Raw genomic sequence first — 25526 nt, 5'->3', positions numbered from 1 at the left:
AAACTTTCCCTTCACGGTCTTTCTCAACCCAAGACTTAGAAATCGAGACTCATTCAATACCTCCTTCCCTTCCACTTTACTTTGGTGGGTGTAAAAAAGTAGATAATAAAGATAATGCTGATCACTACCATGAACAGCTCGAAAACGACATATTGCCACCAAGGTATGCGCAGCCCAAGACGCCTAAGACAGATATGCAGGTAGGTACTCTGCAGCAACAGCTTGGCCAGAAAAATTGCACTGGCGATACCTACGGACGCCTGCCAGAAGTAAGGCAGCAGCACGGGGTAGTAGGCTGAGTGCATCACCAGTATGGCAAACATGTAGGCGGGCAGGTGCGTCGCTCCGCGCATCCAGCGCTTCCGCTGCTCAAGCAACTGCCAGAAAGTAGCCGCAGGAGCCGACAGCGCCAGCACGCTGCGGTCATAGATGTTCCGGTAATCGAACCCGCGTCTCAGAACTTGGTTGAAAATGGCCACATCCTCCGTAATGGAAAACTTAATATTCTCATAGCCACCTACAGCCTGGTAGGCCTCGCGGGTAAGCAGCATGTTGTTACCCATGGTAGTCACGGGCAGACCTATATCACTGACGGTCTGCATCAACCCCAGCGAGTACAGCCAATCCATGCTTTGCAGTCGGAAGAACAGGCTCTCGCCTGCGACGGTAGTCAGTCCGGTAACAACCCCCACCTTTCCGCTCAGTCCTGCCAGCATCGCCTGCACCCACCCTGAAGGCACTTGTATGTCGGCATCTGTGTACAAGAAAAGGTCAGTCGTAGCCCGGTGAGCCAGCTGCGCCAGCACGTTGGCCTTGCCTTTGGCCCGCCCTACTGTACCCTTGATAGTGATACAGGTATAGCCGGGCTTGTCTTTTATGAACTCCTCCACCAGTGCCCGCGTGTTGTCTGTGGAGCCATCATCGCCGATGAGCACCTCCAGCTTATCCTTAGGGTAGTTTAGGCCCTCAATGGCATGTAGGCAGTTCAGGATATTGTGCTCTTCGTTTCGGGCGGCAATCAGGATGCTGACGTGGGGGGTGTCCGTTGGCCGAATAGGATAGCGTTTTCGGTTGAAGAGCAGCAGGGCCAGCAGGACCAGAAAAAGCAGGAAGTAAAGTATGAAATAGGCTACCGATACAGTCATAGGATCTGGAAGGTATAGCCCTGTGCGGTAAAATGGTCTAAGAAACGGGGTAGGGCGTATTGCATGTTTCGCTGAGCCTTTAGGCTGTCGTGGAATACGATGATGCTACCACTTTGGGTACAACGGATGGACTCGCGCAGGCACTTTTCCGGTTTCAGGCTCCTGTCGTAATCGTTGGTGAGCACATCCCACATCACCAGTTCATAGTCTGGTCTCAGCGCCGCGGCCTGCTTGAGTGTAATGCGCCCGTATGGTGGACGGAAAAGATTATTTTGCCCTACTGACAGGTTCAAATGTTGCAACTCATCCTGACAGCGCTGCACATTGTCCAAGTAGCTGTTTAGAGATGTTTCCCAGCCCCGCAAATGGTTATGGGTATGGTTGGCCAGCCGGTGCCCCTGCGCCACTACCTGCTCGGCCACATCGCGGTGCTTAACCAAATTCTCGCCCACAGCAAAGAAAGTAGCTTTGGCCTTATACTGCGCGAGTTGCTCCAGCACCCAAGGCGTGACCTCCGGTATGGGCCCATCATCAAAAGTCAGGTATAGCACCTTCCCCTGTTCTTCCTTCCGCCAAGTATAACCGGGCAGCAGACTGCGAAGCAACGCGGGTGTTTTGTAGAGGCGGAGCACTTTTACTATTTAAACCTACACGACAGCAGGGTGATGTCGTCACCGAAAGAAGCGTCCTCGTTGAAAAGGTTGATGGCGTTGAGCAGTTGCAGGTGCAGCATTTTAGAACTTAGGAAACGGTTCTTCTGCATAAACTCGATCGTGCCCTCAATGCCAAACTCAGACTCGTCTTCGTCAAAAACTTCGGTGAGGCCATCGGTGTAGCATAGCAGTACGGCATCGTGTGGCACATGGATCTTGCCTACGTTCATAAAAGGCAGCACATCGAACACGCCCAGCATGGTGCAGCCGTCGTTGAGCAGGTCGTGTGTGTTGTTTTCGTAGAGCAGGATCGGCGCATTGTGACCGGCGTTTACGTAGCTCAACTCGCGTGTCTTTCGGTTAAAGATCGCTACAAAAGTCGTGATGAACTTCTCGGCGATCGCGTTACGGTAGATCAAATGGTTGAGCTCCGACACTACGGTGTTTAGGTCGGCTGTCTGGCGTAGAATGGTACGCAGCCCCGCCTGAAAGTTCGACATCAGCAGCGAAGCCGGAACGCCCTTACCCGACACGTCGGCCACGCAGAATAGGAACTGGTCCTGATCGATCTCAATAAAGTCGTAGTAGTCTCCTCCGATGGAAGAGTGCGGAATGTAGCTGGCATGGATGGCCACGTCTTTGTCGTTAGGCAGGTTCTTCGGGAAAAGCATGGACTGCACCTCGCGGGCAATCTCTATCTCCTTGCGAATAGACTCCTGCGCTAGTCGCTGCCGGGCCATGCGGTGGTTCTCGATCGCCACGAGCATAATGTTACTGACCGTCTGCACGAAGTTGAGCGCCTCGATATTGGTATAGTAAGGCTGAATCTTTCCGATCATGACGAAAGCGAGTACTTTGCCATTGTGAAGGATCGGGATCACGATCTCGAAATTTCGCCACTTCTTGTCCACGCTCAGCTTGGACATGCGAGTGATTTCCTTCAATTCCAGAATAGCTTCGGGCAGGTGTTGCTTGGCGGCTTCCAGATCGGTGCCGAAACTTACTTTGCAGTCCCACTTCTCGTCGTGCACGAACAGGGCCAGCCGGTTAATCTGCAACTGAGCCAGCAGCGTGAAGCGGTATATTTTGTAAAGCGCCTCTTCGGGCAAGTTATCGTTAATCGCCTGCGTAATTTCCAACAGGGCCGATAATTCCAGCTTTTTGAGGTTTAGCTCTTGCTGTACGTTCGGTGCGATTATATCAGGCATTCAGTTTCATAGTTTATGGTTGGCGCACAGCCCGCACATGGGAGCATCTCCGCGCCAGCTATACCTGACACGCAGGCATATACCGTGTAAATTTACAAAAAATCAACCGCATTCTTTATCTAGCCCACAAAATCCTGTGAAATAATAAGTATTAGTCACAGTATAAACCTTGCAACCACATCGCCTATGTCTTTGTTTTGAATTGCGCGAAAAAGGCTGCGCAATGTTTGAATGAAAATAACTAAATGGAATTGTGCACAACCAACCCAGCCTTGGTGGCCAGATAATAATAGTCTTGACAATGCTGCCCGAATGTGGTCTCGTCGTACGCATACTCTGTGTCAGGATCAGGATACAGGATCCTGATGTAGCCCTTGGCAATGAGGTCGCGCAGGGCGGCGCAGAGCTCTTGGTCTGAGAGGGCGCTGGTGCTTTTGAGGTCTGGGTAGGACGTCACGAAATAGAGCTCGTCCATTATGGCAAATTCATTCTCAGTCATGGTGTCGGATAGTTCGGCCTTTCCATTGATAGCGGCCTGATAGGCCACGTATAGCGGTATATAGTACGTAAGGTATGTAAACAAGCTGCAAGGGCAGCATATAAATCAGATAATTTTTCCGACGCATAAAAGCCAGTACACGGTTTAAGAACAGGAAGTCGATCGCAAACTTAACAGTATAGGCCACTATAAAAGTCCACAAAGACAGCCAGCCAGCGAGCACGGCAGGTATCGCCAGAAAGAGCAAAAGGTTTACGGCAAACACGCTAAGGGCCACCAATTTCACATGCCAACGCTGATAACTCCGCCACTTACTCGCCCAGCGCACTCGTTGCGAGATAAAGCTGCTGACCGTTTTGCGGGCTTCTGTATACACGGTGGCTCCTTCGTGCTTCAGAAAAGCAATGCGATCAGGGTATAGCTGACAGACTTTGTGCAGCAGAAACTCATCGTCGCCACTGGCTATACCTTCGTTTCCGGCAAAACCACCCACTTCTTCGAACACCCGCCGGGTATAAGCCAGATTAGCACCATTGCACATATTGGGTTGCTTTAAGCCAATCGAAGCCCCTCCCACTCCGATCAGCGAGGCGAACTCGACCAGTTGCATGCGCTCGAGCAAGGTATGGGTATGGTGAAAAACCACCGGCCCGGAAATAAAAATGGCTTGTCTGGAAGTATAGGTATAAGCGAACAGCCGCAGCCAATCAGGCTGCACCCGGCAGTCGCCGTCAGTAAAGACCAACAGCTCGCCGCTTGCCTGCGCTATACCTAGTTTGATAGCGGCTTTCTTGCCGGTTCCAGCCCCATGCGCAGCAAGTCGAATCAGGCGCAGACTCAGCTTTGACTCAGGTATAAATTCCTCTATTAAATGGGCGGTATTGTCATCGGAGTGATCATCTACCACCAGCACCTCAAACAGCTCCGCCGGATAGTTTTGCTTTTCCAGATCGCGCAGTAAATTCAGTATATGACGCACCTCGTTCCGGATAGGTATAATGACAGTGAGTTTTGTAGCAGGTGTGTAGTTGGTAGTAGGTATAGTAGGTACGGGCAGGCGCTTCCAAGCCAGCAAACAGCGCATGATAATCCAGCCGTACACGAGCAGCGAAAGCAGGAGCAGCAGTCCGAACATCAGGCGGCCCCTCCCCTTTTATTCAGTTTCAGGCGCAGCACAAAGAACAAACCGATGGCACTTGGCACCACGATGTTGAGCAACCAAAGGCTCAGGCTGGCGCTCAGCACCTGCAGTCGCTCCTGCCCCAGCAGTCCGAACACGTACATCGCTGACAATTCCCGCACCCCCAAGTCCGACAGCAGTGACACCGAGGGTACCACTGATTTCAGGAAGAATGCAGTAGAAACACCGCTGACATACTCCAGCGGACTCAGCCGCACCTCAAACAAAACAAGCAATAGCACAAATTGCAGCAGAAATACAAAGTAGCGCAGCAGCGAGAGCATGAGCACCTTGTTCATCTCCCTGAAGGTATAGCTGCCCATGATGGCCACATACTTAGCCAACTTGCGCAGCGGGCCTACCGCAGCTACCATCGCCACCATGGCGCGCGCGTTGAAAAGCAGCAAGAGCAGAGCCGCATTGAGTACCAGCAGCAAAAAGAAAATGCTTAGGCAGATACCCGGATACTCCCGCCAATAAATCAGAAGCGCAAAGTAGATCAGACCTAGCGAACCAACCAGCACGGTGGCTACCAGCTGACAGAATCTTCCTATGAAGACCGCCCCGATCGCCTCCAGCCGTTCTTTGCTTTTGAGCTCCAGCACACGGCCCGCGTAGTCGCCCAGTCGGTTGGGGGTGATAAAGCCGAGCGTGAGCCCTACCATTACGGCTCGGAAAGCTCGCAGGTAGGAAATAGGCTCCAGCTTCTGTCCCAGTATTTTCCATTTCCAAGCTTCCAGTCCCCAGTTGGCAGGTATAAGCAGGGCGCTCAAGATCAGCAGAAAGGTATAATCGCTTTGGCGGGCCGATTGCAGTATACCCTGCCATGTAAGCAAGGTGTCGGGTGCCGTGAAAATGGCTAGGTACAGAAAGTACAGCGTGAGTAGCACCACGACAATTTTGCCGACGACTAAAAGGAACCTTCTGTTGCGGGTAATGTTCAAGATATTGTCTTAAATTGCGCCTCTTATGGTTTACTCTTCCGCACTTCCTCCTAATAAACTGATTCTTGGTATTGACCCGGGTACACAAGTGATGGGCTATGGCCTGATCGAAGTGACAGGCTCCAAGGTAAAGGTAGTGCAGTATGGCGTTATTCACCTGAAAAGCTACAGCAACCACGCCATCAAGTTAAAGAAAATTTTTGACCGCATGATACAGCTCATCGACGAATACCTGCCCGACGAACTGGCCATCGAGTCGCCTTTCTTTGGCGTGAACGTGCAAAGTATGCTCAAACTGGGTCGCGCACAGGGAGTTGCCATAGCCGCCGCCCTCTCCCGCGACATCCCCTACGTGGAGTACGCCCCCAAAAAAGTAAAGCAGTCGGTAACCGGAAACGGTAACGCCTCCAAAGAGCAGGTGGCCAGCATGCTGGTGCAGATTCTCAAAATCCAGCCCGACCCGAAAATGTTCGATGCCACCGACGCGCTGTCCGTCGCCCTCTGCCACCACTACCAGAAGGGCAACAATGCCAAACAGGGCGGCAAATCTTGGAAGAGCTTCGTAATCGACAACCCAGAGAGAATGCTTTGATTAATGAGTTAATGAATTATGAGTGATGATTAGTAATTCAAGAATCATTAATCACTCACTATTACTCATTCTTCAATAACCATTATTCATTCCTCATTAATCATTATTCATTATTGAGCATCTTCCGTATGTAGTCTAAAACCTATGTACTGGTAGCCTGTTGTGATTTTTTATCGTAGTTTGCACCCGCGTACCAGTTTTCACCGCAGTTAAATGGATCCAAGCAATAATAAGTCTGGCCGTAAATATGTCCTCTCCCGCAGAATGGACCGGATATTTATAGAACTGGCCAGCATTTATGCCTTCATTGCCCGCTTCTTCAAAGAAGTATTTGTGCCGCCTTACGAGTTCCGCGAGATCATCCGGCAATGTTACGAGGTGGGCGTTCGCTCGCTTCCGCTGATCTCCCTCACGGGCTTTATAATCGGTATCGTATTCACTAACCAGTCACGTCCCTCGCTGGCCGATCTGGGCGCGACGGCCCTGCTGCCGGCCCTGATCTCGGTGGCCATCGTGCGTGCCATGGCACCGCTTGTAACGGCCCTCATCGCCTCTGGACGAGTGGGTTCAGGTATAGGCGCGGAGTTGGGCTCTATGCGCGTGACCGAGCAGATCGACGCCATGGAAGTGTCGGCCACCAACCCCTTCAAATTTCTGGTCGTGAGCCGGGTGCTGGCCACTACCCTCATGATCCCGGCCCTGACCATGTATACTACCTTTGTGGCGTTGATGGGCGGCTTTGTAAACGTGAGCCAAAACGAACTCACTAGCCTTACCACTTTCTTCACGCAGGTGTTTGACGCCATCACCTTCCTCGACATCATTTCGTCTTCCGTAAAGTCGGTCATTTTCGGTTTTACGATCGGGATGGTAGGCTGCTACAAAGGTTATAACTCTTCTAAAGGCACCGAAGGCGTAGGCAAGGCGGCCAACTCGGCGGTGGTGACGGCCATGTTCCTGATATTTATAGAAGAATTGCTGATTCTGCAGATTGTAAACGCGATACGCGGCATTTAAAGCAAGGTATAGCATGAAAGTTCTGAATCCGAAAATAGACAGAAGCAACAAGGTCATTTCAATACAAGGCCTCAAAAAGGCATTCGATGATTTTGAGGTGCTCAAGGGTGTGGACTTGGATCTATACCAAGGCGAAAACCTCGTGGTGCTGGGCCGCTCCGGTACGGGCAAGTCCGTACTGATCAAGATCATCGCAGGACTTTTGCGGCCCGACGAAGGCGTGATCAACGTGCTGGGGCAGGAAGTGGACAAACTCACTCCGAAAGAGCTGGATAGGTTACGGTTGAAGATTGGTTTCTCTTTCCAAAACAGCGCCCTCTACGACAGCATGACGGTGTATGAGAACCTTGAATTCCCGCTGGTGCGACACATGAAAGAGCTCAGCAAGGCTGACCGCGACCGGAGCATCGAAGAAGTGCTGGAGGCGGTGGGTCTTTCACAGAGCATCAACCAAATGCCTTCAGAGCTTTCCGGCGGACAGCGCAAGCGCATCGGTATAGCCCGCACCCTGATCCTGAGGCCGGAAATTATGCTTTACGATGAACCTACAGCCGGTCTCGACCCGATTACCTGTTTGGATATAAATAACCTGATTAACGAAGTACAACGTAGATTCAATACATCATCCATTATCATTACACACGACCTTACTTGCGCCCGCGCAGTCGGCGACCGGGTAGTCATGCTGCTAGACGGGCAGTTTCAGCGTGAAGGCACTTTCGATGAAGTGTTCTCGACGCAAGATGAGCGGGTGAAAGCCTTTTACAATTATAACTTTATAGACTAAATGAGTGCAGCAGACAATAAGCGTTCCGTCATCGTAGGCATATTCGTTTTCATCGGAATCGTCATTTTGGTGGCGGGCATTTTCACATTGGCCGGACAGCAGAAGCGGTTCATCCGCACCTTGGAGGTAAAAGCGGTGTTTGATGACGTGGCTGGCCTTAAAACCGGCAACAACGTATGGTTTTCCGGCGTGAAGATCGGTACCATCCAAGCCATTAACCTCTACGGCAACTCGCAGGTGGAAGTGGTAATGAACATTGAGGAGCGGGTGCAGGAGTACATCCGCAAGGACGCCGTGGCCCGTATCAGCTCCGAGAGTTTCATCGGCAACAAAAACATCGTAATAGATGGTGGCAGCCAGCAGGCATCCCCAATAGAAAACGGCGATCGTCTGCAGGCCCAGAACCCGCTCAACACCGACGATCTGATGGAAACGCTCCAGAAGAATAACAAGAACTTGGTGGAGATCACCAACGACTTTAAGGAGCTCAGCGGCAAGATTGTGCAGGGCGAAGGCACCATCGGCGCTATCCTGACGGACTCTACGCTCGCCAACGACCTCCGCTCCATGGTGGCCAACTTGGAGCGTACCTCGCAAAGCACCGTAAGCGCATCTCGAGCACTTACCTCTTTCACGAACAAACTGAACGCCCCCGACGGACTGGCCAATCAGTTGGTAACTGACAAAGAAGTATTTCAGCAACTGAAAACATCCATGACGCAACTGGAAGAGGCCACTGCTTCTACTTCAGAGATAACGGAGAACCTGCGCACCGCCAGCGGCCGCCTCAACAACAGCAATAGTGCGGTGGGCGTGCTACTTAACGACCAGCAATTCGCCCGTCAGCTGCAAAGCACCATGCAGAACCTCGAAACCGGCACCGAAAAGCTGGACCAGAACATGGAGGCTTTGCAAAACAATTTCCTGCTAAGAGGCTTTTTCAGACGACAAGCAAAGGAGGAGGCAAAGCAAAAAGAGGAGCAACAATCTCAGCCCGTTCAACAGGTACAGCCGCAGGACACCCTGCACCAACAGCAACCCGATACGGTACGGCAACGATAACTGAAATAAAAAAGGGGCGAATCTTATGAGATTCGCCCCTTTTTTATTTCAGTTATAAATACTCAGGCTATACTTAAGCAGCCTCATATTCCTTCCGGATCTTCTCCGCCGTTTTCTCAAAGTCCTCTTTGCTGAACTGCTGCTTAATGGCGAAGTTCATATCGGCCATTTTATTGATTGGAATGAGGTGGACATGTGCATGCGGCACTTCCAAGCCTACCACGGCAACACCTATGCGCTTGCAGGGCACGGCTTTCTCCACAGCAGCTGCCACTTTCTTGGCGAATGCCATCAGGCCAAGGTATAGCTCATCATCCAGATCGAACAGGTAGTCAATCTGTTGCTTGGGTATGACAAGGGTATGGCCTTTGGTGGTCGGGAATACGTCCAGAAAGGCCAAATAGCGATCATCCTCGGCTATTTTGTAAGCGGGAATCTCGCCTTTTACAATTTTAGTGAAGATAGATGGCTCCATACGCTTAGCGGCTGATTTCCAAAATTTCGAACTCAATCTTACCCGCCGGCACGGTTATCTCAGCCTTTTCACCTACCGACTTACCCAAAAGGCCTTTACCGATAGGTGACTTCACCGAGATCTTGCCCGACGCCAGATCCGCTTCTTCTTCCGCCACCAAGGTATAGTCCATCACCATGTTGTTCTTCAGGTTCTTGATCTTCACCTTAGAGAGAATCAGGGCCTTGCTCAGGTCTAGGTTGGACTCATCGATGAGGCGGGCATTGCCCACCACTTCTTCCAACTTGGCGATCTTCAGTTCCAAGTGGCCCTGCGCATCTTTGGCGGCATCGTATTCGGCGTTCTCACTCAAGTCGCCTTTATCGCGTGCTTCAGCCAACTGACGGGCCACTTCTGAGCGGCCTTTTGTTTTTAGGTCGTGCAGCTCTTCCTTCAGCTTCTGTAAACCTTCAGCGGTGTAATAAGAAATGTTGCTCATAATACTGTCTTCACGTTTTAAAACACAAAAACAAAAAGAACGGCTATGTCAAACATAACCGTTCTTTTTGCCTAATATGTAGATGATTAATTTCTTCTTCTTCAGCCCGGCAATCTATAAATATATCGGGTGGTCTGGGTAAGCCACAGGCTCACGGGCATCCCCCGGTGGCGCTGTGTTGAGCAAATATACAAATTTATTTGAATACAAAATTTTTCAGCGAGACTTATTTCTTCGCCTTAAAATGCCCTCTAATCCTTCGCCATACCTATTATACGAAGAACCTGCTCGGGAGATCAGGCGCCTAGCAGGTATTCTTTTCAAAGCTTGCCGGCTTCTTTTAGCTGCTGTATTTTAGCTACCAGCACCTCGTTAATTTTTACATAGGACTCATGGGTCCAACCAGCGATGTGTGGTGTGAGCACCACGTTATCGGCTTGGCTTAGGTAGTCAAAGTTCCGGGCTTGAAGCTCGGTCAGGGTATGTAGCTTTTCGTTCTCCAACACATCCAAGGCCGCACCTTTTACCTTGCCGGATTTTAAGTGCTCCACCAGCGCCATTTGGTCCACCACCTCGCCACGGGATGTATTCATGAACCAGATTGGCTTACGGAAGCCACTGAAAAAGGCATCATCCGCAAAGGCACGATTCTCAGGTGTGTAAGGTATATGCAGACTCACAATAGCTGCCTCTTCCTGCAGTACTTCCAGCGAAACCGGTTCGGCCGGTGCTTCGATCTTCTCTGGCGCAAACCGATCATATGCCACAAGGCGGCAGCCAAATCCGCTCAGCACGCGGGCAAAGCTCTGCCCCATGTTCCCGTATCCGATAATCCCTACAGTCTTACCGCTGATCTCCTCTCCTCTATTCTCCTCGCGCAGCCATACCTTGTCACGCACCTGCCGGTCGCCTCGGGTGATGTTGCGCATAAGACTCAGCAGCATACCCAAGGCATGCTCGCCCACCGCCTGCCGATTGCCCTCATTGGCCCCGAACAGTGCTATACCTCTCTCTTGCAGCGCTTCGGCATCAATGTTATCGAGACCTGCCCCTGCCCTCGCCACGAATTTGAGCTTGTCAGCCAGCTTAATGGTATCCGCTGTGATTCGCATCTTACTCCGCACGATCAGCCCTTCAAAACCCACCAGTGCCTCGCATACTTCCATAGGCTTGATCTCCGGGCGGTAATCATAGGCCATACCCATCCTTTCCAGCATGGGAAATAGACTGTCGTGCACTTCGTCGATGATAAGGATGTTGGTCATGGCCTTACAATTCATACAGCATATGCGCTACACCAAAGTAAATCGCCAGCCCCAATAAGTCATTTGCCGTCGTAATAAAAGGACCGGCGGCAACAGCGGGATTCACTCCCAGTTTGTCGAGTAGCATTGGGGTGAGCGTACCCATCAGGGAGGCCAACATCACTACAGAGAACAGTGCGACCGAAACCACTATCGACAATTTCAAATCCTGTCGGAATAGGTAGGTGAAACCGAAAACGAGCGCCGAGATAATGAGGGCGTTCAGAAATGCTACCATGATGAGCTTGAGGAGACGCTGGGCGAAGTTTTCGAAGATCACGGCGTTGGAAGAGAGCGTTTGGATGATGATGGACGAGGACTGTATACCCACGTTACCACCCGTCGCCGTGATAAGCGGCACAAATAGCGCCAAGGCTGGTAACAAGGCGATATCGGCTTCGAAGAAACCCATGAACTGCGCCGCCAGCAAACCGCCCACCATACCGATCACAAGCCAAGGTATACGGGAGCGCGAGATACGGAACACACTGTCATCTTCCTCCACATTCTCCGAGATACCCGTCATGAGCTGGCGGCTGAGTTCAGCCTGCTCCTGCATTACATCGATCACGTCGTCGATGGTGATGCGCCCGAGCAGTTTACCCTGTATGTTCACGACAGGTATTGCCTCAAGGTCGTACTTCTGCATCACGCTCACCACTTCGTTCTCGTCCCGGAATGACTCGATCGAGATCACATCTTCGTTGTAAATGTCTTTTACCAGTTTGTCATCTTTGGAGAGCAACAGCGTCTTGATACTCAATCGGCCTACCAACTTATCGCGGTTATCGACCACGTACACGGTATAGATCCGTTCCACATCCTCGGCCTGTCGCCGGATCTCCTCAATACACTGCCGCACACGCCAGTTGATATTCACTTTGATGAGTTCTTTCGCCATCAGACCACCGGCGCAGTCTTCCTCGTAGTGCAGCAAGTCCAGAATGTCGTCCGCCTTCTCTTCGTTTTCGAGTAGGGCGATCACTTCCTCACGCCGCTGCACATTCATCTCATTCAGAATGTCCACGGCGTCATCCGAGTCCATCAGGTTGACGTAGCGGGCTATCTCAGGGCTCGTGAAATAGGCGAGAAAATCCGTGCGAATGTCGTAATCGAGGTCACTTAGAATTTCAGACCCCACCTCTGGCGGCAACAGGTCCAACACGTACTTGGACTCGTTGGTATCGAGCTCATAGAGCACGGTAGTGATATCCGCCGGATACATTTCAGACATGGTTTCCAAAAGGAACCCTTTGTCTTCGCGTGCTATCGCCTCTTCTACTTGGTCTATGTATTCGCGTGTGATCTCTACCTGCATGGTATTACGTGTTCTGCTCTACGAGCTGGGTCAATGCTATAAAATCCTCTACTGACAGCTGTTCCGCTCTCTTGTCGAAAACAGGCTGCGCCGTTACTTCTGGCGGCAGGTTAAATGTTTTGAGGCAGTTACGCAGCGTTTTGCGCCTTGTTCCAAAACTGTTCTTCACAACAGAGAAAAAGAGCTTCTCACTGCAAGGCAGGCTCTGCCGGTCGTTGCGCACCACACTAATGACGCCGGACTTCACTTTGGGCGGCGGGTGGAACACGTTTTCGTGCACCGTGAACTTATACTCTATGGTATAGAAAGCCTGCAAAAGCACGCTTAGGATGCCATAGGCTTTGGAGCCCGGAGGCGAGGCGAGGCGCTCGGCCACTTCCTTCTGGATCATGCACACCACCTCGGGCACCACGTCGCGGTGTTCGAGCACTTTAAAAAAGATCTGACTTGAGATGTTGTAAGGGAAATTGCCGATGATGGCGAACTTGCCCGGGAACAGCTTGCTCAGGTCAGTCTTCAGAAAGTCAGCCGAAATGATGCGGTCGCCCAAAGCCGGAAAATGCTGCTGCAAATAGGCAATGGACTCGCGGTCGATGTCCAGCACTGTGGTTCGATACTCTTTGTGCTCGAGCATGTACTGCGTGAGCACCCCCATGCCGGGACCGATCTCCAGCACATCCTCCACCCCGCCGGGCAAGGTCAATTGCTCCACAATCTTGCGGGCAATGTTCTGATCAACCAGAAAGTGCTGACCCAAGTGCTTCTTTGGACTTACTTTACTCACCTGCTATGCGTTATGTTCCCGGCTGCTCAAGACAATTTCGCCGAAAACCCGTTATACCTTATTTATATGCGTCGCCCGATTGCCATACCTGTGCCCGGGCTTTTTCGCATTACACTATATACTTACTATATTGCGCACTCAAAGATACGAATGACAAATGCCAACACAACTCAAATACAATACATCGGTAGGTAAAAATACAGACGTAGCCCTGATTGTGCGGGCTGATCAGGCGGATTCGCTCCCAGAGCTGAGCTCAGACGAAACCGCCTACCTAAAACGTCAGCTGGAAGCGGAAGCGAAGATCGTTTCTCTGAACCGCTATACCCAACGGGTATACGTGGTGGTGTCCAAGGAGGAGAAAAACCAGAATGCCACCAGAGAGGCACTGCGCCAAGCCGGCTATACCCTGCTCAAGCAACTCAAAGCCGACAAGGTGGAAGAGCTGGCCATTCAGGACCTAACCAAATCAGACGCCAGTCCATACCTAGCCGAGGGCCTATACCTGAGCAACTACCAGTTCCAGAAGTATAAGACTAAAAACAACAAGCCAAGCCCGCTGCAGACCATTGTGCTGACAGACGAGAACCTGTCGGAGTTTGATGTGATGGAGCTGCAAAACGTACTCGACGCCGTGACCGTTACCCGCGATCTGGTAAACGAGCCAAACAGTCACCAAAGCGCCACGCAGTTCAGCGAGCAACTGATAGAACTGGGCGAAAAAGCCGGTTTTACCACGCAGGTGTTTGACGAGCTGCAGATACAGTCGCTGAAAATGGGCGGTTTGCTGGCCGTGAACCAAGGCAGCGAAGAACCGCCTACCTTTAACATATTGGAGTGGAAGCCGGAAGGTGCAACAAACGCGAAGCCTTACATACTGGTTGGCAAAGGCGTGGTGTATGACACCGGCGGACTCAGCCTGAAGCCAACGCCGCAGTCCATGGACTACATGAAGTCCGATATGGCCGGTGCGGCTACTGTGTCCGGCGTCATGTATGCGCTTGCCAAAAACAATGTGCAACTGCACGTGATCGCGCTTATACCTGCCACGGATAACCGTCCGGGCGGCAAGGCTTATGCGCCGGGTGACGTCATCACCATGCACAACGGAATGTCTGTGGAGGTGCTTAATACCGACGCTGAAGGCCGTCTAATTCTAGCCGACGCCCTGAGCTTTGCGCAACGGTATAAGCCGGAACTCGTGATCGATATGGCCACCCTGACTGGAGCCGCGGCCCGCGCCATAGGCAAAGAAGGTCTAGTAGCCATGAGCAATGCCGGAGACGAAGTAATGACCGCCTTGAAGCGAGCCGGTGAGGCAGAGCACGAGCGCATCGTGGAATTTCCACTATGGGATGAGTACAAGAAGCACATCGAGTCCGATATAGCCGACATCAAGAACCTTGGTGGAGCCGAGGCGGGCGCTATATCGGCGGGCGTGTTCCTAGAATATTTCACCGACTACCCTTGGGTGCACTTCGACATCGCCGGTACCGCCTATTTATTAGGTGAAGATTCATACCGTGGCAAACTGGCCACCGGTTCGGGCGTGCGCCTCGTTTACAACTACCTTAGCTCGCAGGCTAACTAAGCAAAAAATGGACAACAGACAAAAAGCAAAAATAGGTATCAGCATCGGCGACACGAACGGCATAGGCCCGGAGATCATCGTCAAAACCCTTTCAGACCAGCGCATCCTCAACTTCTGCACCCCGGTGATCTACGGATCCGCCGGCGTGATCAACAAGGTGCGCAAGGCCTTGAGCGCTGAGCATTTCCATTATCAGCAAGTGGGTTCTGCGCAGGAGCTTGTACCAAAGAAGATCAACCTGATCAACTGCTGGGAAGAGGACATCGCCGTAGAGCCGGGCACACCCAAGCCAGAATCTGGCAAGGCATCGCTTGATTCTTTGATGGCCGCCTGTCAGGATCTGAAGGCCGGTCTGCTCGATGGCTTGGTAACCGCACCGATTGATAAGGACAACATTCAGTCCGAGGAATTCCGCTTCCCGGGCCATACCGAGTTTCTGACCTCCTACTTCGACGCCGCCGACAGCCTGATGCTGCTCGTGAGCGACGACCTGCGTATCGCCACCGTGACGGGGCATATACCTGTAAAAGAGGTAGCCAGCAAGATTAACTTCGATCTGATTATCCGCAAGATCACCATCCTGCAAGAGTCCCTCCGCCGCGATTTCGGCATTCTGAAACCACGCATCGCTGTGTTGGGTCTGAATCCGCACGCCGGTGAAAAAGGATTGCTAGGAACCGAAGAGCTGGAGATTATCCGTCCGGCAGTGATGCACCTAAAAGACAAAGGCCACTTGGTGTTCGGCCCTTACCCGGCCGACGGCTTCTTTGGCATGCGCATGTACAAGCAATTTGACGCGGTGCTGAGCATGTACCACGACCAAGGGCTAATCCCTTTCAAAACCCTCGCCATGGAAACCGGGGTGAACTACACGGCCGGTCTGCCGATCGTGCGCACCTCACCTGACCACGGCACGGCCTACGACATAGCAGGCAAACACACAGCCGATGAAACCTCTTTCAGAGAAGCGTTGTTCCTTGCCTGCGACATCATAAAAAAGCGCCAGACAGAGCAAATGCACGCTTTATAAATAGGGTAGCTATTTTATTTATCAAAATAATGTTCTAATTTTGCGTCTTGCAATAAAAACACGGTAGTGAAAAAGCTTAGAGACTACGAAATCGGCATAGCCAAACTCAGCAATAAGAAACATTCTTATGAGTTTGAGATGGACGATTCATTCTTTGCTTTGTTTGAGCAGGAGATCATACTGGGGGGAAAGCTACTGGCAAAGGTAGAGCTCGATAAGAACGAGTCGCTGCTGACGCTGCATTTTGACATCAAAGGGCATGTGCGCCTTACCTGCGACCGCAGTCTGGAAGAGTTTGACCAGCCGGTGGATGTGGAAGAGACGCTCCGTATCAAATACGGCCCGGAGAACATGGAGCTGGATGAGGACTTGTGGCAGATAACGCCCGAGACGCAGACGCTCAACGTGGCACAGCACCTGTATGATTACATAGGTTTGTCGCTGCCCATGAAAAAGCTTCACCCGCGTTTTGTGGAGGAGCAGGATGAAGAGGACGAAAGGGATATCCTAATCTATTCTTCACGCAAGGACGGCGATCATGAAGGCGATGACAACGATGGAGATGACGATGATAATGTTGATCCACGTTGGGACGCTTTGAAAAACCTGAACTAACAAGCAGTAGAATTAAAAAAGTATAAAATAATAGCAAGTAAAATTTTTAACTAAAAATGGCACATCCTAAACGCAAGATTTCGAAGACCAGAAGAGATAAGAGAAGAACTCACTACAAGCTCTCTGAGAAAGCGATTGCTATCTGCCCTACTACAGACACTCCTCACTTGTTCCACCACGCTTATGTGGTTGAGGGCGACCTGTTTCACAAAGGCAAACTGGCGATCAAAAATTATACAACTAACGCCCAGTAAGCTTAGCCTACACCCGTTTTAGTTCTGTATAATTTAACTTCATCCAGTACATGAGGATCGCCCTGGACGCTATGGGCGGCGACTTCGCACCCGAAGCAAATGTAAAAGGTGCCATGTTAGCCGCAGAGCAGCTCGATAAGGACTATGAAATCCTGCTGATTGGCAAGGAGGACATAATCAGTCCGCTGTTGAAAGAATATGGATACACAGGAACTGGCATAAAGGTGGTGAACGCCACGCAGGTGATTGAGATGGGGGAACACCCCACTAAAGCCCTGACCCAGAAACCTGACTCTAGCATCGCTGTTGGATATGGATTGCTGAAAGCCGGGAAAGCGCATGCTTTCTGTAGCGCAGGCAATACAGGCGCCATGCTGGTAGGTTCCATGTTTAGCGTAAAAGCCGTTGAAGGCATCCTTCGCCCCGCTATCGGTGGCTTGGTTCCTAAACTCAATGGTGGTTTCGGCATCATGCTTGACGTAGGCGCCAACGCCGACTGTAAGCCGGAGGTGCTGGAACAGTTCGGCGAGATCGGTTCTATTTACGCCAAGTACGTACTGGACATTGAAAAGCCTAAAGTAGGTTTGATGAACCTTGGCGAAGAGGAAGGCAAAGGCACTGTGAATACGCAGGCAGCCCACCAACGTCTCAAAGCCAACCCGAGTATCAATTTTATCGGTAACATCGAAGGACGCGATATGTTCAACGACAAAGCCGATGTGATTGTATGCGACGGTTACACCGGTAACATCATCCTCAAAATGGCGGAGTCCATCTACGACATCCTCAACGAGAAGAACATGCACGATCCTTTCTTCGACAAGTTCAACTACGAGGCGGTAGGCGGTAGCCCGATTCTGGGTATCAACGGCAATGCCGTAATTGGCCATGGGGTGTCAAGCCCGATAGCCATTTGCAACATGGTACTGCAGGCCCAGAAGATGGTAGCTTCGAACCTGTCAGAGCGATTCAAAAAGCATACGGGCGCCCAATAAGGCGCTGGCTTCGGCCGACAATACTTCTTGGCATAAACTGTTTCAGTTACTCTTTTTGCGGTACTGACAGTTTGTGCCAAGTTTTTTTTATTATATTGCCGTCTTAAACTTCCAACACTTAGACCGATTACAAGATGAGTAAAATTACTGCCGCTATCACAGGTGTGGCTGGCTACGTTCCGGATTACGTGCTAACGAACAAGGAACTGGAGACAATGGTGGACACGAATGATGAATGGATCCTCTCACGTACCGGGATAAAGGAAAGGCGCATTCTCAAGGGCGAGGGAAAGGGTACCTCTCACATCGCTGTGCCGGCAGTATTGGACTTACTCAAAAAAACAAATACAAAACCGGAAGAGGTAGAGCTGCTTATCTGCGCTACCACTACTCCTGATATGGTCTTCCCGGCCACGGCGAACCTCATCACAGCTGAAATCGGCGCTGTAAATGCATTCGGTTACGACCTGCAGGCCGCCTGCTCCGGCTTCCTCTTTGCACTGGCAACCGCCTCCAAATTCATAGAGTCCGGCCAGTATAAAAAAGTAGTCGTGGTAGGTGCCGACAAGATGTCCTCCATCATCGACTATACAGACCGTACTACCTGCATCATCTTTGGTGATGGCGGCGGGGCTGTGATGCTCGAGCCGAATACAGACGGCTACGGTATACAGGACGCTGTACTCAAATCTGACGGTTCTGGCGCACAGTACCTGCACATGAAAGCCGGCGGTAGCCGCAAGCCCGCCACCATGGATACCATTTTGGCCCGTGAGCACTACGCTTACCAAGAGGGGCAGCAGGTGTTCAAGTTCGCCGTGAGAGGAATGGCCGACGTATCGGCGGAAGTGATGGAGCGCAACAACCTAAAATCAGAAGATATTGCTTGGCTTGTGCCGCATCAGGCCAACAAGCGCATCATCGACGCTACGGCCAATCGTATGGGCGTGGGCAGCGAAAAAGTAATGCTCAACATTGAGCGCTACGGCAACACCACCAGCGGTACTATTCCGCTTTGCCTCTGGGAGTATGAGAACCAGCTGAAAAAAGGCGATAACATTATTCTAGCCGCTTTCGGCGGTGGCTTCACGTGGGGAGCCATTTATGTGAAGTGGGCCTATGACCCGAAATAACAAAATCTAGTTAAACAGAAAAAGCGGCTTAGAGCCGCTTTTTCTGTTTTCATGCTATATGTGTCTTACACAGGATCGGCTCGCAAAGCCAGCCGCTTTTCAATCTGTGCCAGCAGTTCCTGAAACCTGTCCGACAATTTTTCGATATCCTTCATACCTGCGTGGGCTTGGTCGATATTTCCGTTTCTGTACAGACTGAAAAGGTGTTGTGCATTCGAGAGGAGGTCTTTGTGCGTTTTCTGCAAGGTATAGAGCTCCGGCTCTCCCGCATACTTTGTGTTACCTACTTGTACAAACCACTGGCTAATCGGACCTGCATCAGAAAAGAAAACATTATCAAGTGCCCCACCATACAGCACAGAGCGCACTTTGGACTTAAACAGTATATGTTTAATCCGGATCTGCTGAAAATCTACCTGCGCTGCGTTCATACGCTCTATGCTCCCTCTTTGTTTTACTGTATGTTTTCTACCGAAACACCAAGTTCCTGCAATTTCTGCTTCATAATGAACTTGTCGGTCACATTGAAACCCGCCACCAGTATACCTGTGACCTGATTATTCTCGTCATACAGGGGCTGGTAGGTAAAAGTCAGGTAATTATCCTCTAGTTTACCTTCCGAGTTGGCCAGCTTCACCATAATGTCCTCGGCCAAAAACGTCTCCCCTGTGTTATAGACATTATCTAGCACATCCACAAAACCCTGCTCGGCTACTTCCGGAAGTGCCTCAGCCACCGTTCTGCCCTCCAATTTCAAGTGCGGGAATAGCGCTTGGTATTTAGTGTTTAGCAGTTCAAAGCGGTGCTCCGGCCCTTTTAATATGCTGAAGAAAACGGGAGCCTGCATGATCAGTCGCTCCAAGGTTGCCCTTTCGTTCTCGGCTTTGCGGTAGGCCAACTGCACCTGATCGGCCAACTCAGACATTTGCTCGTTCGTAGCCAGCAATTCCTCCACCAGCTTCTTCGTATCATGAATATCGCTGCAGCTGCCGATCCACATCTTGATCTTGCCTTGCTCATCGTGCATAGGCAGGTAGCGGCTTAGGAACCAGCGGTAGTCGCCTTCTTTATCGCGGATGCGTATTTCTATTTGGCTTTCTACACCCGATGACAAGGCCTGCTGCCACGATCTCAGTGCGCCCGGCAAATCATCCGGGTGTATCGCCTCTTTCCATTTATCCTCTAAAAGCTCCTTCACAGGTATACCGGTGTAGTTTTCCCATTGCTTGCTGAAATAGGTTGAGTTGCCTGCAGCATCGTCCGCATCAATAAGCTGTGGCATGGAGTCAGCCATAAAGCGGAACTTGTGCTCACTTTCTATTAAGGCCAGTTTAGCATTCTCTCTTTCAGTGACGTCTTTAGTTTCCTGTATCACGTATTGCACCTCGCCCCTGCCGTCCAGCACTGGAGTGTGAGACGCTTCCCAAAAGCGAACGTCATACCCCTTCCCGTCAGGACGGGCGATATCGTAGCGGAGTACATCCAACCAATCCTTCGTTTTGGTTTGGATGGCTCTTTCTATAGAAATGCGAACAGGGTTGTCCTCATACGCTACAGAAGGCTCGGGAAACGCCTCCAAAAGGAAATGCTTCCCTATAATGTCTTCTCTGCTGCGCATGGTGGTTTCCAGATAAAGATTAGTTGCCCCCATAATCTTCATATCGGGGGAAATCAACACAATGGCTTCTGGCACATGCTCAAATACCTGCTTAAAATCCATAAATGCGGTTTATAATCAATAAAATTAAAAAAGGGGAAACCCCTTGTAGCCTGCGGCTGTAAGCCTTACGGATAAAACGGAGACTCGATGCCTCCGCTCAGGGCTTTTTTTTGAATATGGTGGCAAGGTAGGCAAATTATCCAACGAAGGTCGAAAATCAGGGTAAAAAGGCCTAAAAACAAGCGAATATCATACTCTTGCTGCTGATGCCTCGCTCATTTTTTATCTACTTTTAAAGCATATTAATAAACTTTGTTTGCAAGACAGCGATTTGCGCTATACTTTTATCGTTTGAATTTAATATTAAGCGTAACCCCAGCATACTATGGCAACCACAGCTGACATCAGAAATGGTCTGTGTATGGAATTCAACAACGATCTTTATGTTGTTATTGAATTTCAACACGTTAAACCAGGCAAAGGTCCGGCTTTCGTTAGAACGAAACTCCGCAACATCAAGACTGGAAAAGTGATCGACAACACTTTTTCAGCAGGTCACAAAATTACGACAGCCCGCGTGGAGCAGCGTCCGCACCAGTATATCTACAAAGATGATCTGGGCTACAACTTTATGGACATGAGCACCTTTGAGCAGGTGGCCTTGGATGAGAAGATGGTGCCGTTTGCCGACCTGATGAAGGAAGGACAGGAAGTGACAATCCTTTTCCACGCTGAAACAGAGACACCGCTCACCTGTGAGATCCCTCCTTTCGTGGAGCTGACGATTACGTATACAGAGCCGGGCCTAAAAGGCGACACGGCTACTAATGCATCAAAACCAGCCATCGTTGAGACAGGTGCCACTATTCAGGTACCGCTTTTCATCGGGCAGGACGAAAAAATAAAGGTAGACACACGAACTTATTCTTACGCAGAGAGAGTAAAATAACAACATGAAAGCTAAAGAAATCCAAGACCTTATTGACTTTATCGCCAAGTCTGGTTTGAATAAAGTAAACATTGAGACAGAAGAATTCAAGATCTCGGTGAAGCGTGATCCAGACCAGCAGGTGACGTATGTAAAAGAAGCTGCTTCAGCCCCGGCTATGCACGCTTCCGCGCCAGCCCCGGCCGCAGCGCCAGCTCCAGCTGCGCCACAGGCACCAGCTGCTCCCGCGGCCCCTGCCGCAGCGCCAGCCAGCGACGACAGCAAGTACATCGCTATCAAGGCCCCGATGATCGGTACCTTCTACCGCTCGTCCAGCCCTGACAAGCCTTCGTTTGTCAACGTGGGTGATGAGGTGAAAAAGGGTCAGGTGATCTGCATTATCGAAGCCATGAAGCTTTTCAACGAAATCGAGTCAGAGGTGTCTGGCAAGATCGTGAAGGTATTAGTGGATAACTCTTCCCCGGTTGAGTACGACCAGCCACTGTTCCTGGTAGATCCAAGCTAAATCATTGATTTGAAAATTTGAAAATGTGAAGATTTGAAAATGGAGATGGCATGTCCCTCTCCATTTTTATATCACTTTCACGACGGTCTCTACATTTCCAAATCTACAAATCTACAAATCTGACATTATGTTTAAAAAAATACTAATCGCCAACAGAGGCGAGATCGCCTTGCGTATCATCCGTACGTGCAAGGAAATGGGTATTAAAACGGTGGCCGTGTATTCTACGGCCGATAAAGAAAGCCTGCACGTGCGCTTTGCCGATGAGGCTGTTTGCATTGGCCCGCCGCCTAGCGCCCAGTCTTACCTGAACATGCCGCATCTGATCTCAGCCGCTGAGATCACGAACGCTGACGCTATCCATCCGGGCTACGGTTTCCTTTCCGAGAATGCCGAGTTCTCGCGCATCTGCGCTGAGCACAACATCAAGTTCATCGGTGCGACACCGGAGATGATCAACGCCATGGGTGACAAGGCATCTGCCAAAGACACCATGAAGAAGGCAGGTGTACCTACTATACCTGGCTCTGATGGCTTGCTTAAGTCTGCAGAAGAGGGTAAGAAGCTGGCTAAGAAAATCAAGTACCCTGTTATCATCAAGGCAACTGCCGGTGGTGGTGGACGTGGTATGCGTATCATCAAAAGCGAAGAGGAGTTCGATAAGGCTTGGAACGATGCCCGCACGGAGTCTAAGGCTGCTTTCGGTAACGACGGTATCTACTTGGAGAAGTTCATCGAGGAGCCGCGCCACATCGAGATCCAGTTGATCGGTGACCAGCACGGACAGGTGGCGCACCTTTCGGAGCGTGACTGCTCTATCCAACGCCGTCACCAGAAACTGGTGGAGGAGACGCCTTCTCCGTTCATTACCGACGACCTGCGTGACCGCATGGGCAAGGCTGCCATCAAAGGCGCCAAGGCCATCAACTACGAAGGTGTGGGCACGATCGAATTCTTGGTGGACAAGCACCGTGAGTTTTACTTCATGGAGATGAACACCCGTATTCAGGTGGAGCACCCGATTACGGAAGAAGTGATCGACTACGACCTGATTAAAGAGCAGATCAAAGTGGCCGCTGGCGAGAAAATTACCGGTAAGAATTACTACCCGAAAATGCACGCTATCGAGTGCCGCATTAACGCAGAGGATCCGAAGAACAACTTCCGTCCTTCGCCGGGCAAGATCACGAACCTCCACGTGCCGGGTGGCCACGGTGTGCGCGTGGATTCACACGTATACTCTGGCTATACTATCCCGTCGAACTATGACTCCATGATCGCGAAGCTGATCGTGAGTGCGCAGACGCGTGAGGAGGCCCTTGTGAAAATGAAGCGCGCCCTGAGCGAGTTTGTGATCGAAGGTATCAAGACAACAGTTCCTTTCCACCTGAAGCTGATGGATGACCCGGGCTTCAAGGAGGGTAACTTCACAACAGCCTACTTGGATAACTTCGATTTCGGAGCGCTCTAAAGAGCATTGCATAAGCCATATAAAAAAACCGACCTTTTGGGGCCGGTTTTTTTATGCTTGCAGTTTTCACACTTATCATTTCCTGTTAATTTAGTACGACTTCTGAATAAAGCAGACATGAAACTAACCAAGCTGATGCCCGCCCTGTGCATCGCAATCACCCTGCAGCTGAGCGGCTGCGTGACTTTGGTGACCATGGAAACCGTGCGTCCGCCTGTGGTGCAGGTCGCGCATGACCAGTGGAAAGTACTCGTCGTGAATCGCTATGATGCAGCGCAGCACGCCTCTAACAAAAACGAGCGTGTGCTGGAAGTGCTGCGCGATGGGGCCTACCAAGCCGCCGGTGGCGTGATGGGCGCGATCTACAACGACTCCACTTTCGTGCTGGTTAATCCGGACTTGGCTGTATCCCTTCCCTCCTCTTCTGCCACTACCCAACTCAGCCCAACGGAGATAAAGGATTTGTATGCCGGATACAGTCCACACCTGATCCTGACGCTGGACAAGTTCGATACCCGCTTGGGCAAAGAGGTGGAGACGTATGAGGATGAGGACGGCTTCCGTTCCAAAACAGCCAACTACGACCTGATCGTGACAAGTAGCTGGTCGCTTTACGACAGCACTGGCACTGTACTGGACCGCACTACCATACAGCAACAGGACTATTATGACTCACGCGCCGTTATCAGTGGTCTACTTGCGATTGGTCCGGCTATGGGGAAAGCAGGCCCTGAAATAAACCGACTGGCGGTTGAGACAGGCTATAGCTATTGGGACCGCTTCTACCCGCAACCCATGCTGCTGGTACGGCAGGTACATCAGAGAAAGGGGCTGAACGGAGCAGTTTTTATGCTGTACACGCTGCAATTCCAGCAGGCGATCGACGCGCTGCTGCCGCTTGCTCAGGATGCAGCTTACAAGCATCAGGGTAAAGCAGCGCATAACCTCGCCGTGGCTTACGAAGCGACTGGTAACTACGAACAGGCGATTCACTGGGCACGCCAAGCTGAAAGCAAAGGCGACAAACTGGCTGTGAATCTGATTGAGCTTTGGACAGGGGCCGGCATTATCAAATAAGCCCTCCGTGTTATACTTGTCTACTGCCCTACAATTTTTAATTCTAGCGATTTATTGACAGTTGCTACGCTAAGATAGAATGCTTGAATATACAAACAACAAAGCCCGACCACACTGGTCGGGCTTTGTTGTTTATTACTTTAACCTTCTTTGCTCCTATACCTAACTAGTCGCGGTGGGCTCCTCTTCTTTCTCTATCATTTCAGTCAGTTCGGTATACCACCCTTCGCCATACTTGCGGATTAGCGGCTCTTTCAGGAACTGGTATACCTTCACGCCAAGCGACTCACCGAAATTACAGGCGGCGGCGCAGATACCCCAGCGGTCATAGTTAAGTGCCTCAAAATCGTCGTATTTGGTAACGCGGATCGGGTACAGGTGGCATGAAATTGGCTTTTTCCAGCTGATCTTGCCGTCATAGTAAGCTTGCTCAATGGCGCACTTCAGTATACCTTGGTCATCGTACAGGGCGTAGGCGCACTCGCGGTTCTCGATGGTCGGCGTGGAATAGTCACCTTCAAAATCCTGAATGTACAGCCCTTGCTCTTCCACTGCCAGTTTGCCGGCTCCGGTCATATACGGTTTTATCTGCTCGTAGCTCTGCTCCAAAATAGCCAGTTCTTCCTCCTCCAACGGTGCGCCTAGGTCGCCCTCCACACAGCAGGCCCCCTTGCACTTCTCAAGGTTGCAGACAAAGAAATTATCACGGATATCATCACTGATGACGGTATTTTGAAGAACGATCATGTAGGTATAGAAGAAATTAAAATGCCTTGCCGGCTAAGCCAGCAAAACAGAGA

At 50.9% G+C, this 25526-nt stretch carries 28 protein-coding genes; 14 read left to right on the top strand and 14 right to left on the bottom strand.

The window, feature by feature from the left end; translation table 11 throughout:
- Positions 1 to 53: 53 nt before the first annotated feature.
- From Q1A04_RS16590 to Q1A04_RS16565, 6 genes are all read right to left on the bottom strand, one after another.
- Positions 54 to 1145 (bottom strand): glycosyltransferase, encoded by a 1092-nt coding sequence (locus Q1A04_RS16590; RefSeq protein ID WP_299708233.1) that lies wholly within the window; start codon positions 1143 to 1145, stop codon positions 54 to 56.
- Positions 1142 to 1777 carry a polysaccharide deacetylase family protein gene (locus tag Q1A04_RS16585; RefSeq protein WP_299708232.1) on the bottom strand — a complete coding sequence of 212 codons (636 nt, stop codon included), beginning with the start codon at positions 1775 to 1777 and terminating at the stop codon, positions 1142 to 1144. Before Q1A04_RS16585 ends, Q1A04_RS16590 begins: the two co-directional genes overlap by 4 nt.
- A gap of 5 nt (positions 1778 to 1782) precedes the next feature.
- Positions 1783 to 3006 (bottom strand): PP2C family protein-serine/threonine phosphatase, encoded by a 1224-nt coding sequence (locus Q1A04_RS16580; protein ID WP_299708231.1) that lies wholly within the window; start codon positions 3004 to 3006, stop codon positions 1783 to 1785.
- A 241-nt stretch (positions 3007 to 3247) separates the two neighbouring features.
- A complete protein-coding gene (locus Q1A04_RS16575; RefSeq protein ID WP_299708230.1) occupies positions 3248 to 3505 on the bottom strand; it encodes a hypothetical protein in 258 nt (85 codons plus the stop codon).
- Positions 3498 to 4640, bottom strand: a complete 1143-nt coding sequence (locus tag Q1A04_RS16570; protein ID WP_299708229.1) for a glycosyltransferase — start codon at positions 4638 to 4640, stop codon at positions 3498 to 3500. The genes Q1A04_RS16575 and Q1A04_RS16570 overlap by 8 nt, the downstream gene beginning before the upstream one ends.
- The gene (locus tag Q1A04_RS16565; protein WP_299708227.1) at positions 4640 to 5629 is read right to left on the bottom strand and encodes a lysylphosphatidylglycerol synthase domain-containing protein; all 990 of its coding nucleotides are present in this window, start codon (positions 5627 to 5629) and stop codon (positions 4640 to 4642) included. The genes Q1A04_RS16570 and Q1A04_RS16565 overlap by 1 nt, the downstream gene beginning before the upstream one ends.
- 25 nt (positions 5630 to 5654) lie before the next feature.
- On the opposite strand from Q1A04_RS16565, the gene ruvC reads away from it, so the two are divergent.
- The 4 genes from ruvC (at position 5655) to Q1A04_RS16545 (ending at position 9087) form a co-directional block, all read left to right on the top strand.
- Positions 5655 to 6221 carry a crossover junction endodeoxyribonuclease RuvC gene (gene ruvC, locus Q1A04_RS16560; RefSeq protein ID WP_299708225.1) on the top strand — a complete coding sequence of 189 codons (567 nt, stop codon included), beginning with the start codon at positions 5655 to 5657 and terminating at the stop codon, positions 6219 to 6221.
- Positions 6222 to 6434: 213 nt separating this feature from the next.
- Entirely contained in the window at positions 6435 to 7238 is an 804-nt protein-coding gene (locus Q1A04_RS16555) for an ABC transporter permease (protein WP_299708223.1), read from the top strand.
- 13 nt (positions 7239 to 7251) lie between these two features.
- The gene (locus Q1A04_RS16550; RefSeq protein ID WP_299708221.1) at positions 7252 to 8025 is read left to right on the top strand and encodes an ATP-binding cassette domain-containing protein; all 774 of its coding nucleotides are present in this window, start codon (positions 7252 to 7254) and stop codon (positions 8023 to 8025) included.
- Positions 8026 to 9087 carry an MlaD family protein gene (locus tag Q1A04_RS16545; RefSeq protein WP_299708219.1) on the top strand — a complete coding sequence of 354 codons (1062 nt, stop codon included), beginning with the start codon at positions 8026 to 8028 and terminating at the stop codon, positions 9085 to 9087. It abuts the gene before it with no gap.
- Between the two features lie 73 nt (positions 9088 to 9160).
- Here Q1A04_RS16545 and Q1A04_RS16540 read toward each other — a convergent pair whose 3' ends face one another.
- From Q1A04_RS16540 to rsmA, 5 genes are all read right to left on the bottom strand, one after another.
- Positions 9161 to 9562, bottom strand: coding sequence for an HIT family protein (locus Q1A04_RS16540; protein ID WP_299708217.1), 402 nt, complete (start codon positions 9560 to 9562; stop codon positions 9161 to 9163).
- Positions 9563 to 9566: 4 nt separating this feature from the next.
- A complete protein-coding gene (gene greA, locus Q1A04_RS16535; RefSeq protein ID WP_299708215.1) occupies positions 9567 to 10040 on the bottom strand; it encodes a transcription elongation factor GreA in 474 nt (157 codons plus the stop codon).
- A 320-nt stretch (positions 10041 to 10360) separates the two neighbouring features.
- Positions 10361 to 11305, bottom strand: a complete 945-nt coding sequence (locus Q1A04_RS16530) for an NAD(P)-dependent oxidoreductase (protein WP_299708213.1) — start codon at positions 11303 to 11305, stop codon at positions 10361 to 10363.
- A gap of 4 nt (positions 11306 to 11309) precedes the next feature.
- Entirely contained in the window at positions 11310 to 12662 is a 1353-nt protein-coding gene (mgtE, locus tag Q1A04_RS16525; protein WP_299708211.1) for a magnesium transporter, read from the bottom strand.
- A 4-nt stretch (positions 12663 to 12666) separates the two neighbouring features.
- A complete protein-coding gene (gene rsmA / locus Q1A04_RS16520; RefSeq protein WP_299708209.1) occupies positions 12667 to 13446 on the bottom strand; it encodes a 16S rRNA (adenine(1518)-N(6)/adenine(1519)-N(6))-dimethyltransferase RsmA in 780 nt (259 codons plus the stop codon).
- Positions 13447 to 13603: 157 nt separating this feature from the next.
- Between rsmA and Q1A04_RS16515 the strand changes: the two genes are divergently transcribed.
- The 6 genes from Q1A04_RS16515 to Q1A04_RS16490 all read left to right on the top strand — a co-directional run bounded on the left by Q1A04_RS16515 (position 13604) and on the right by Q1A04_RS16490 (position 19064).
- Complete coding sequence (locus Q1A04_RS16515; RefSeq protein WP_299708207.1) at positions 13604 to 15037, top strand: M17 family metallopeptidase; 1434 nt, start codon at positions 13604 to 13606, stop codon at positions 15035 to 15037.
- Positions 15038 to 15044: 7 nt separating this feature from the next.
- Complete coding sequence (pdxA, locus tag Q1A04_RS16510; protein WP_299708205.1) at positions 15045 to 16067, top strand: 4-hydroxythreonine-4-phosphate dehydrogenase PdxA; 1023 nt, start codon at positions 15045 to 15047, stop codon at positions 16065 to 16067.
- A gap of 66 nt (positions 16068 to 16133) precedes the next feature.
- The gene (locus tag Q1A04_RS16505) at positions 16134 to 16682 is read left to right on the top strand and encodes a DUF177 domain-containing protein (protein WP_299708203.1); all 549 of its coding nucleotides are present in this window, start codon (positions 16134 to 16136) and stop codon (positions 16680 to 16682) included.
- Between the two features lie 56 nt (positions 16683 to 16738).
- Positions 16739 to 16936 carry a 50S ribosomal protein L32 gene (rpmF, locus tag Q1A04_RS16500; RefSeq protein WP_162426976.1) on the top strand — a complete coding sequence of 66 codons (198 nt, stop codon included), beginning with the start codon at positions 16739 to 16741 and terminating at the stop codon, positions 16934 to 16936.
- Between the two features lie 50 nt (positions 16937 to 16986).
- Positions 16987 to 17931 carry a phosphate acyltransferase PlsX gene (plsX, locus tag Q1A04_RS16495; RefSeq protein ID WP_299708196.1) on the top strand — a complete coding sequence of 315 codons (945 nt, stop codon included), beginning with the start codon at positions 16987 to 16989 and terminating at the stop codon, positions 17929 to 17931.
- 134 nt (positions 17932 to 18065) lie between these two features.
- Complete coding sequence (locus tag Q1A04_RS16490; protein WP_299708194.1) at positions 18066 to 19064, top strand: beta-ketoacyl-ACP synthase III; 999 nt, start codon at positions 18066 to 18068, stop codon at positions 19062 to 19064.
- Positions 19065 to 19129: 65 nt separating this feature from the next.
- Here Q1A04_RS16490 and Q1A04_RS16485 read toward each other — a convergent pair whose 3' ends face one another.
- Positions 19130 to 19495: a histidine kinase gene (locus tag Q1A04_RS16485; RefSeq protein ID WP_299708192.1), complete on the bottom strand. Its 366-nt coding sequence runs from the start codon at positions 19493 to 19495 to the stop codon at positions 19130 to 19132.
- Between the two features lie 23 nt (positions 19496 to 19518).
- Positions 19519 to 20784, bottom strand: a complete 1266-nt coding sequence (locus Q1A04_RS16480; RefSeq protein ID WP_299708190.1) for a PAS domain-containing protein — start codon at positions 20782 to 20784, stop codon at positions 19519 to 19521.
- 325 nt (positions 20785 to 21109) lie between these two features.
- Between Q1A04_RS16480 and efp the strand changes: the two genes are divergently transcribed.
- From efp to Q1A04_RS16460, 4 genes are all read left to right on the top strand, one after another.
- The gene (efp, locus tag Q1A04_RS16475; RefSeq protein ID WP_299708188.1) at positions 21110 to 21673 is read left to right on the top strand and encodes an elongation factor P; all 564 of its coding nucleotides are present in this window, start codon (positions 21110 to 21112) and stop codon (positions 21671 to 21673) included.
- A 4-nt stretch (positions 21674 to 21677) separates the two neighbouring features.
- On the top strand, positions 21678 to 22178 hold the full coding sequence (accB, locus tag Q1A04_RS16470) for an acetyl-CoA carboxylase biotin carboxyl carrier protein (RefSeq protein ID WP_299708186.1): 501 nt from the start codon (positions 21678 to 21680) through the stop codon (positions 22176 to 22178).
- Between the two features lie 127 nt (positions 22179 to 22305).
- Positions 22306 to 23649, top strand: coding sequence for an acetyl-CoA carboxylase biotin carboxylase subunit (gene accC, locus Q1A04_RS16465; RefSeq protein WP_299708184.1), 1344 nt, complete (start codon positions 22306 to 22308; stop codon positions 23647 to 23649).
- A 117-nt stretch (positions 23650 to 23766) separates the two neighbouring features.
- Positions 23767 to 24726 (top strand): DUF6340 family protein, encoded by a 960-nt coding sequence (locus Q1A04_RS16460; RefSeq protein WP_299708182.1) that lies wholly within the window; start codon positions 23767 to 23769, stop codon positions 24724 to 24726.
- Positions 24727 to 24888: 162 nt separating this feature from the next.
- On the opposite strand, the gene Q1A04_RS16455 is transcribed toward Q1A04_RS16460, so the two are convergent.
- On the bottom strand, positions 24889 to 25473 hold the full coding sequence (locus Q1A04_RS16455) for a DUF3109 family protein (protein ID WP_299708181.1): 585 nt from the start codon (positions 25471 to 25473) through the stop codon (positions 24889 to 24891).
- Positions 25474 to 25526 lie beyond the last annotated feature (53 nt).

It is taken from the genome of uncultured Pontibacter sp. (assembly GCF_947499215.1).
Taxonomy (GTDB): domain Bacteria; phylum Bacteroidota; class Bacteroidia; order Cytophagales; family Hymenobacteraceae; genus Pontibacter.
This window is presented reverse-complemented; position numbering and strand designations above follow the sequence as displayed.

Excerpts from the sequence above, each read along its gene's own strand:
- Q1A04_RS16590 (WP_299708233.1), bottom strand. The coding sequence starts at position 1,145 with ATGACTGTATCGGTAGCCTATTTCATACTTTACTTCCTGCTTTTTCTG.
- Q1A04_RS16580 (WP_299708231.1), bottom strand. The coding sequence starts at position 3,006 with ATGCCTGATATAATCGCACCGAACGTACAGCAAGAGCTAAACCTCAAA.
- Q1A04_RS16575 (WP_299708230.1), bottom strand. The coding sequence starts at position 3,505 with ATGACTGAGAATGAATTTGCCATAATGGACGAGCTCTATTTCGTGACG.
- Q1A04_RS16570 (WP_299708229.1), bottom strand. The coding sequence starts at position 4,640 with ATGTTCGGACTGCTGCTCCTGCTTTCGCTGCTCGTGTACGGCTGGATT.
- ruvC (WP_299708225.1), top strand. The coding sequence starts at position 5,655 with ATGGTTTACTCTTCCGCACTTCCTCCTAATAAACTGATTCTTGGTATT.
- Q1A04_RS16555 (WP_299708223.1), top strand. The coding sequence starts at position 6,435 with ATGGATCCAAGCAATAATAAGTCTGGCCGTAAATATGTCCTCTCCCGC.
- Q1A04_RS16550 (WP_299708221.1), top strand. The coding sequence starts at position 7,252 with ATGAAAGTTCTGAATCCGAAAATAGACAGAAGCAACAAGGTCATTTCA.
- Q1A04_RS16545 (WP_299708219.1), top strand. The coding sequence starts at position 8,026 with ATGAGTGCAGCAGACAATAAGCGTTCCGTCATCGTAGGCATATTCGTT.
- Q1A04_RS16540 (WP_299708217.1), bottom strand. The coding sequence starts at position 9,562 with ATGGAGCCATCTATCTTCACTAAAATTGTAAAAGGCGAGATTCCCGCT.
- greA (WP_299708215.1), bottom strand. The coding sequence starts at position 10,040 with ATGAGCAACATTTCTTATTACACCGCTGAAGGTTTACAGAAGCTGAAG.
- Q1A04_RS16530 (WP_299708213.1), bottom strand. The coding sequence starts at position 11,305 with ATGACCAACATCCTTATCATCGACGAAGTGCACGACAGTCTATTTCCC.
- mgtE (WP_299708211.1), bottom strand. The coding sequence starts at position 12,662 with ATGCAGGTAGAGATCACACGCGAATACATAGACCAAGTAGAAGAGGCG.
- Q1A04_RS16515 (WP_299708207.1), top strand. The coding sequence starts at position 13,604 with ATGCCAACACAACTCAAATACAATACATCGGTAGGTAAAAATACAGAC.
- pdxA (WP_299708205.1), top strand. The coding sequence starts at position 15,045 with ATGGACAACAGACAAAAAGCAAAAATAGGTATCAGCATCGGCGACACG.
- rpmF (WP_162426976.1), top strand. The coding sequence starts at position 16,739 with ATGGCACATCCTAAACGCAAGATTTCGAAGACCAGAAGAGATAAGAGA.
- plsX (WP_299708196.1), top strand. The coding sequence starts at position 16,987 with ATGAGGATCGCCCTGGACGCTATGGGCGGCGACTTCGCACCCGAAGCA.
- Q1A04_RS16490 (WP_299708194.1), top strand. The coding sequence starts at position 18,066 with ATGAGTAAAATTACTGCCGCTATCACAGGTGTGGCTGGCTACGTTCCG.
- Q1A04_RS16485 (WP_299708192.1), bottom strand. The coding sequence starts at position 19,495 with ATGAACGCAGCGCAGGTAGATTTTCAGCAGATCCGGATTAAACATATA.
- Q1A04_RS16480 (WP_299708190.1), bottom strand. The coding sequence starts at position 20,784 with ATGGATTTTAAGCAGGTATTTGAGCATGTGCCAGAAGCCATTGTGTTG.
- efp (WP_299708188.1), top strand. The coding sequence starts at position 21,110 with ATGGCAACCACAGCTGACATCAGAAATGGTCTGTGTATGGAATTCAAC.
- accB (WP_299708186.1), top strand. The coding sequence starts at position 21,678 with ATGAAAGCTAAAGAAATCCAAGACCTTATTGACTTTATCGCCAAGTCT.
- accC (WP_299708184.1), top strand. The coding sequence starts at position 22,306 with ATGTTTAAAAAAATACTAATCGCCAACAGAGGCGAGATCGCCTTGCGT.
- Q1A04_RS16460 (WP_299708182.1), top strand. The coding sequence starts at position 23,767 with ATGAAACTAACCAAGCTGATGCCCGCCCTGTGCATCGCAATCACCCTG.
- Q1A04_RS16455 (WP_299708181.1), bottom strand. The coding sequence starts at position 25,473 with ATGATCGTTCTTCAAAATACCGTCATCAGTGATGATATCCGTGATAAT.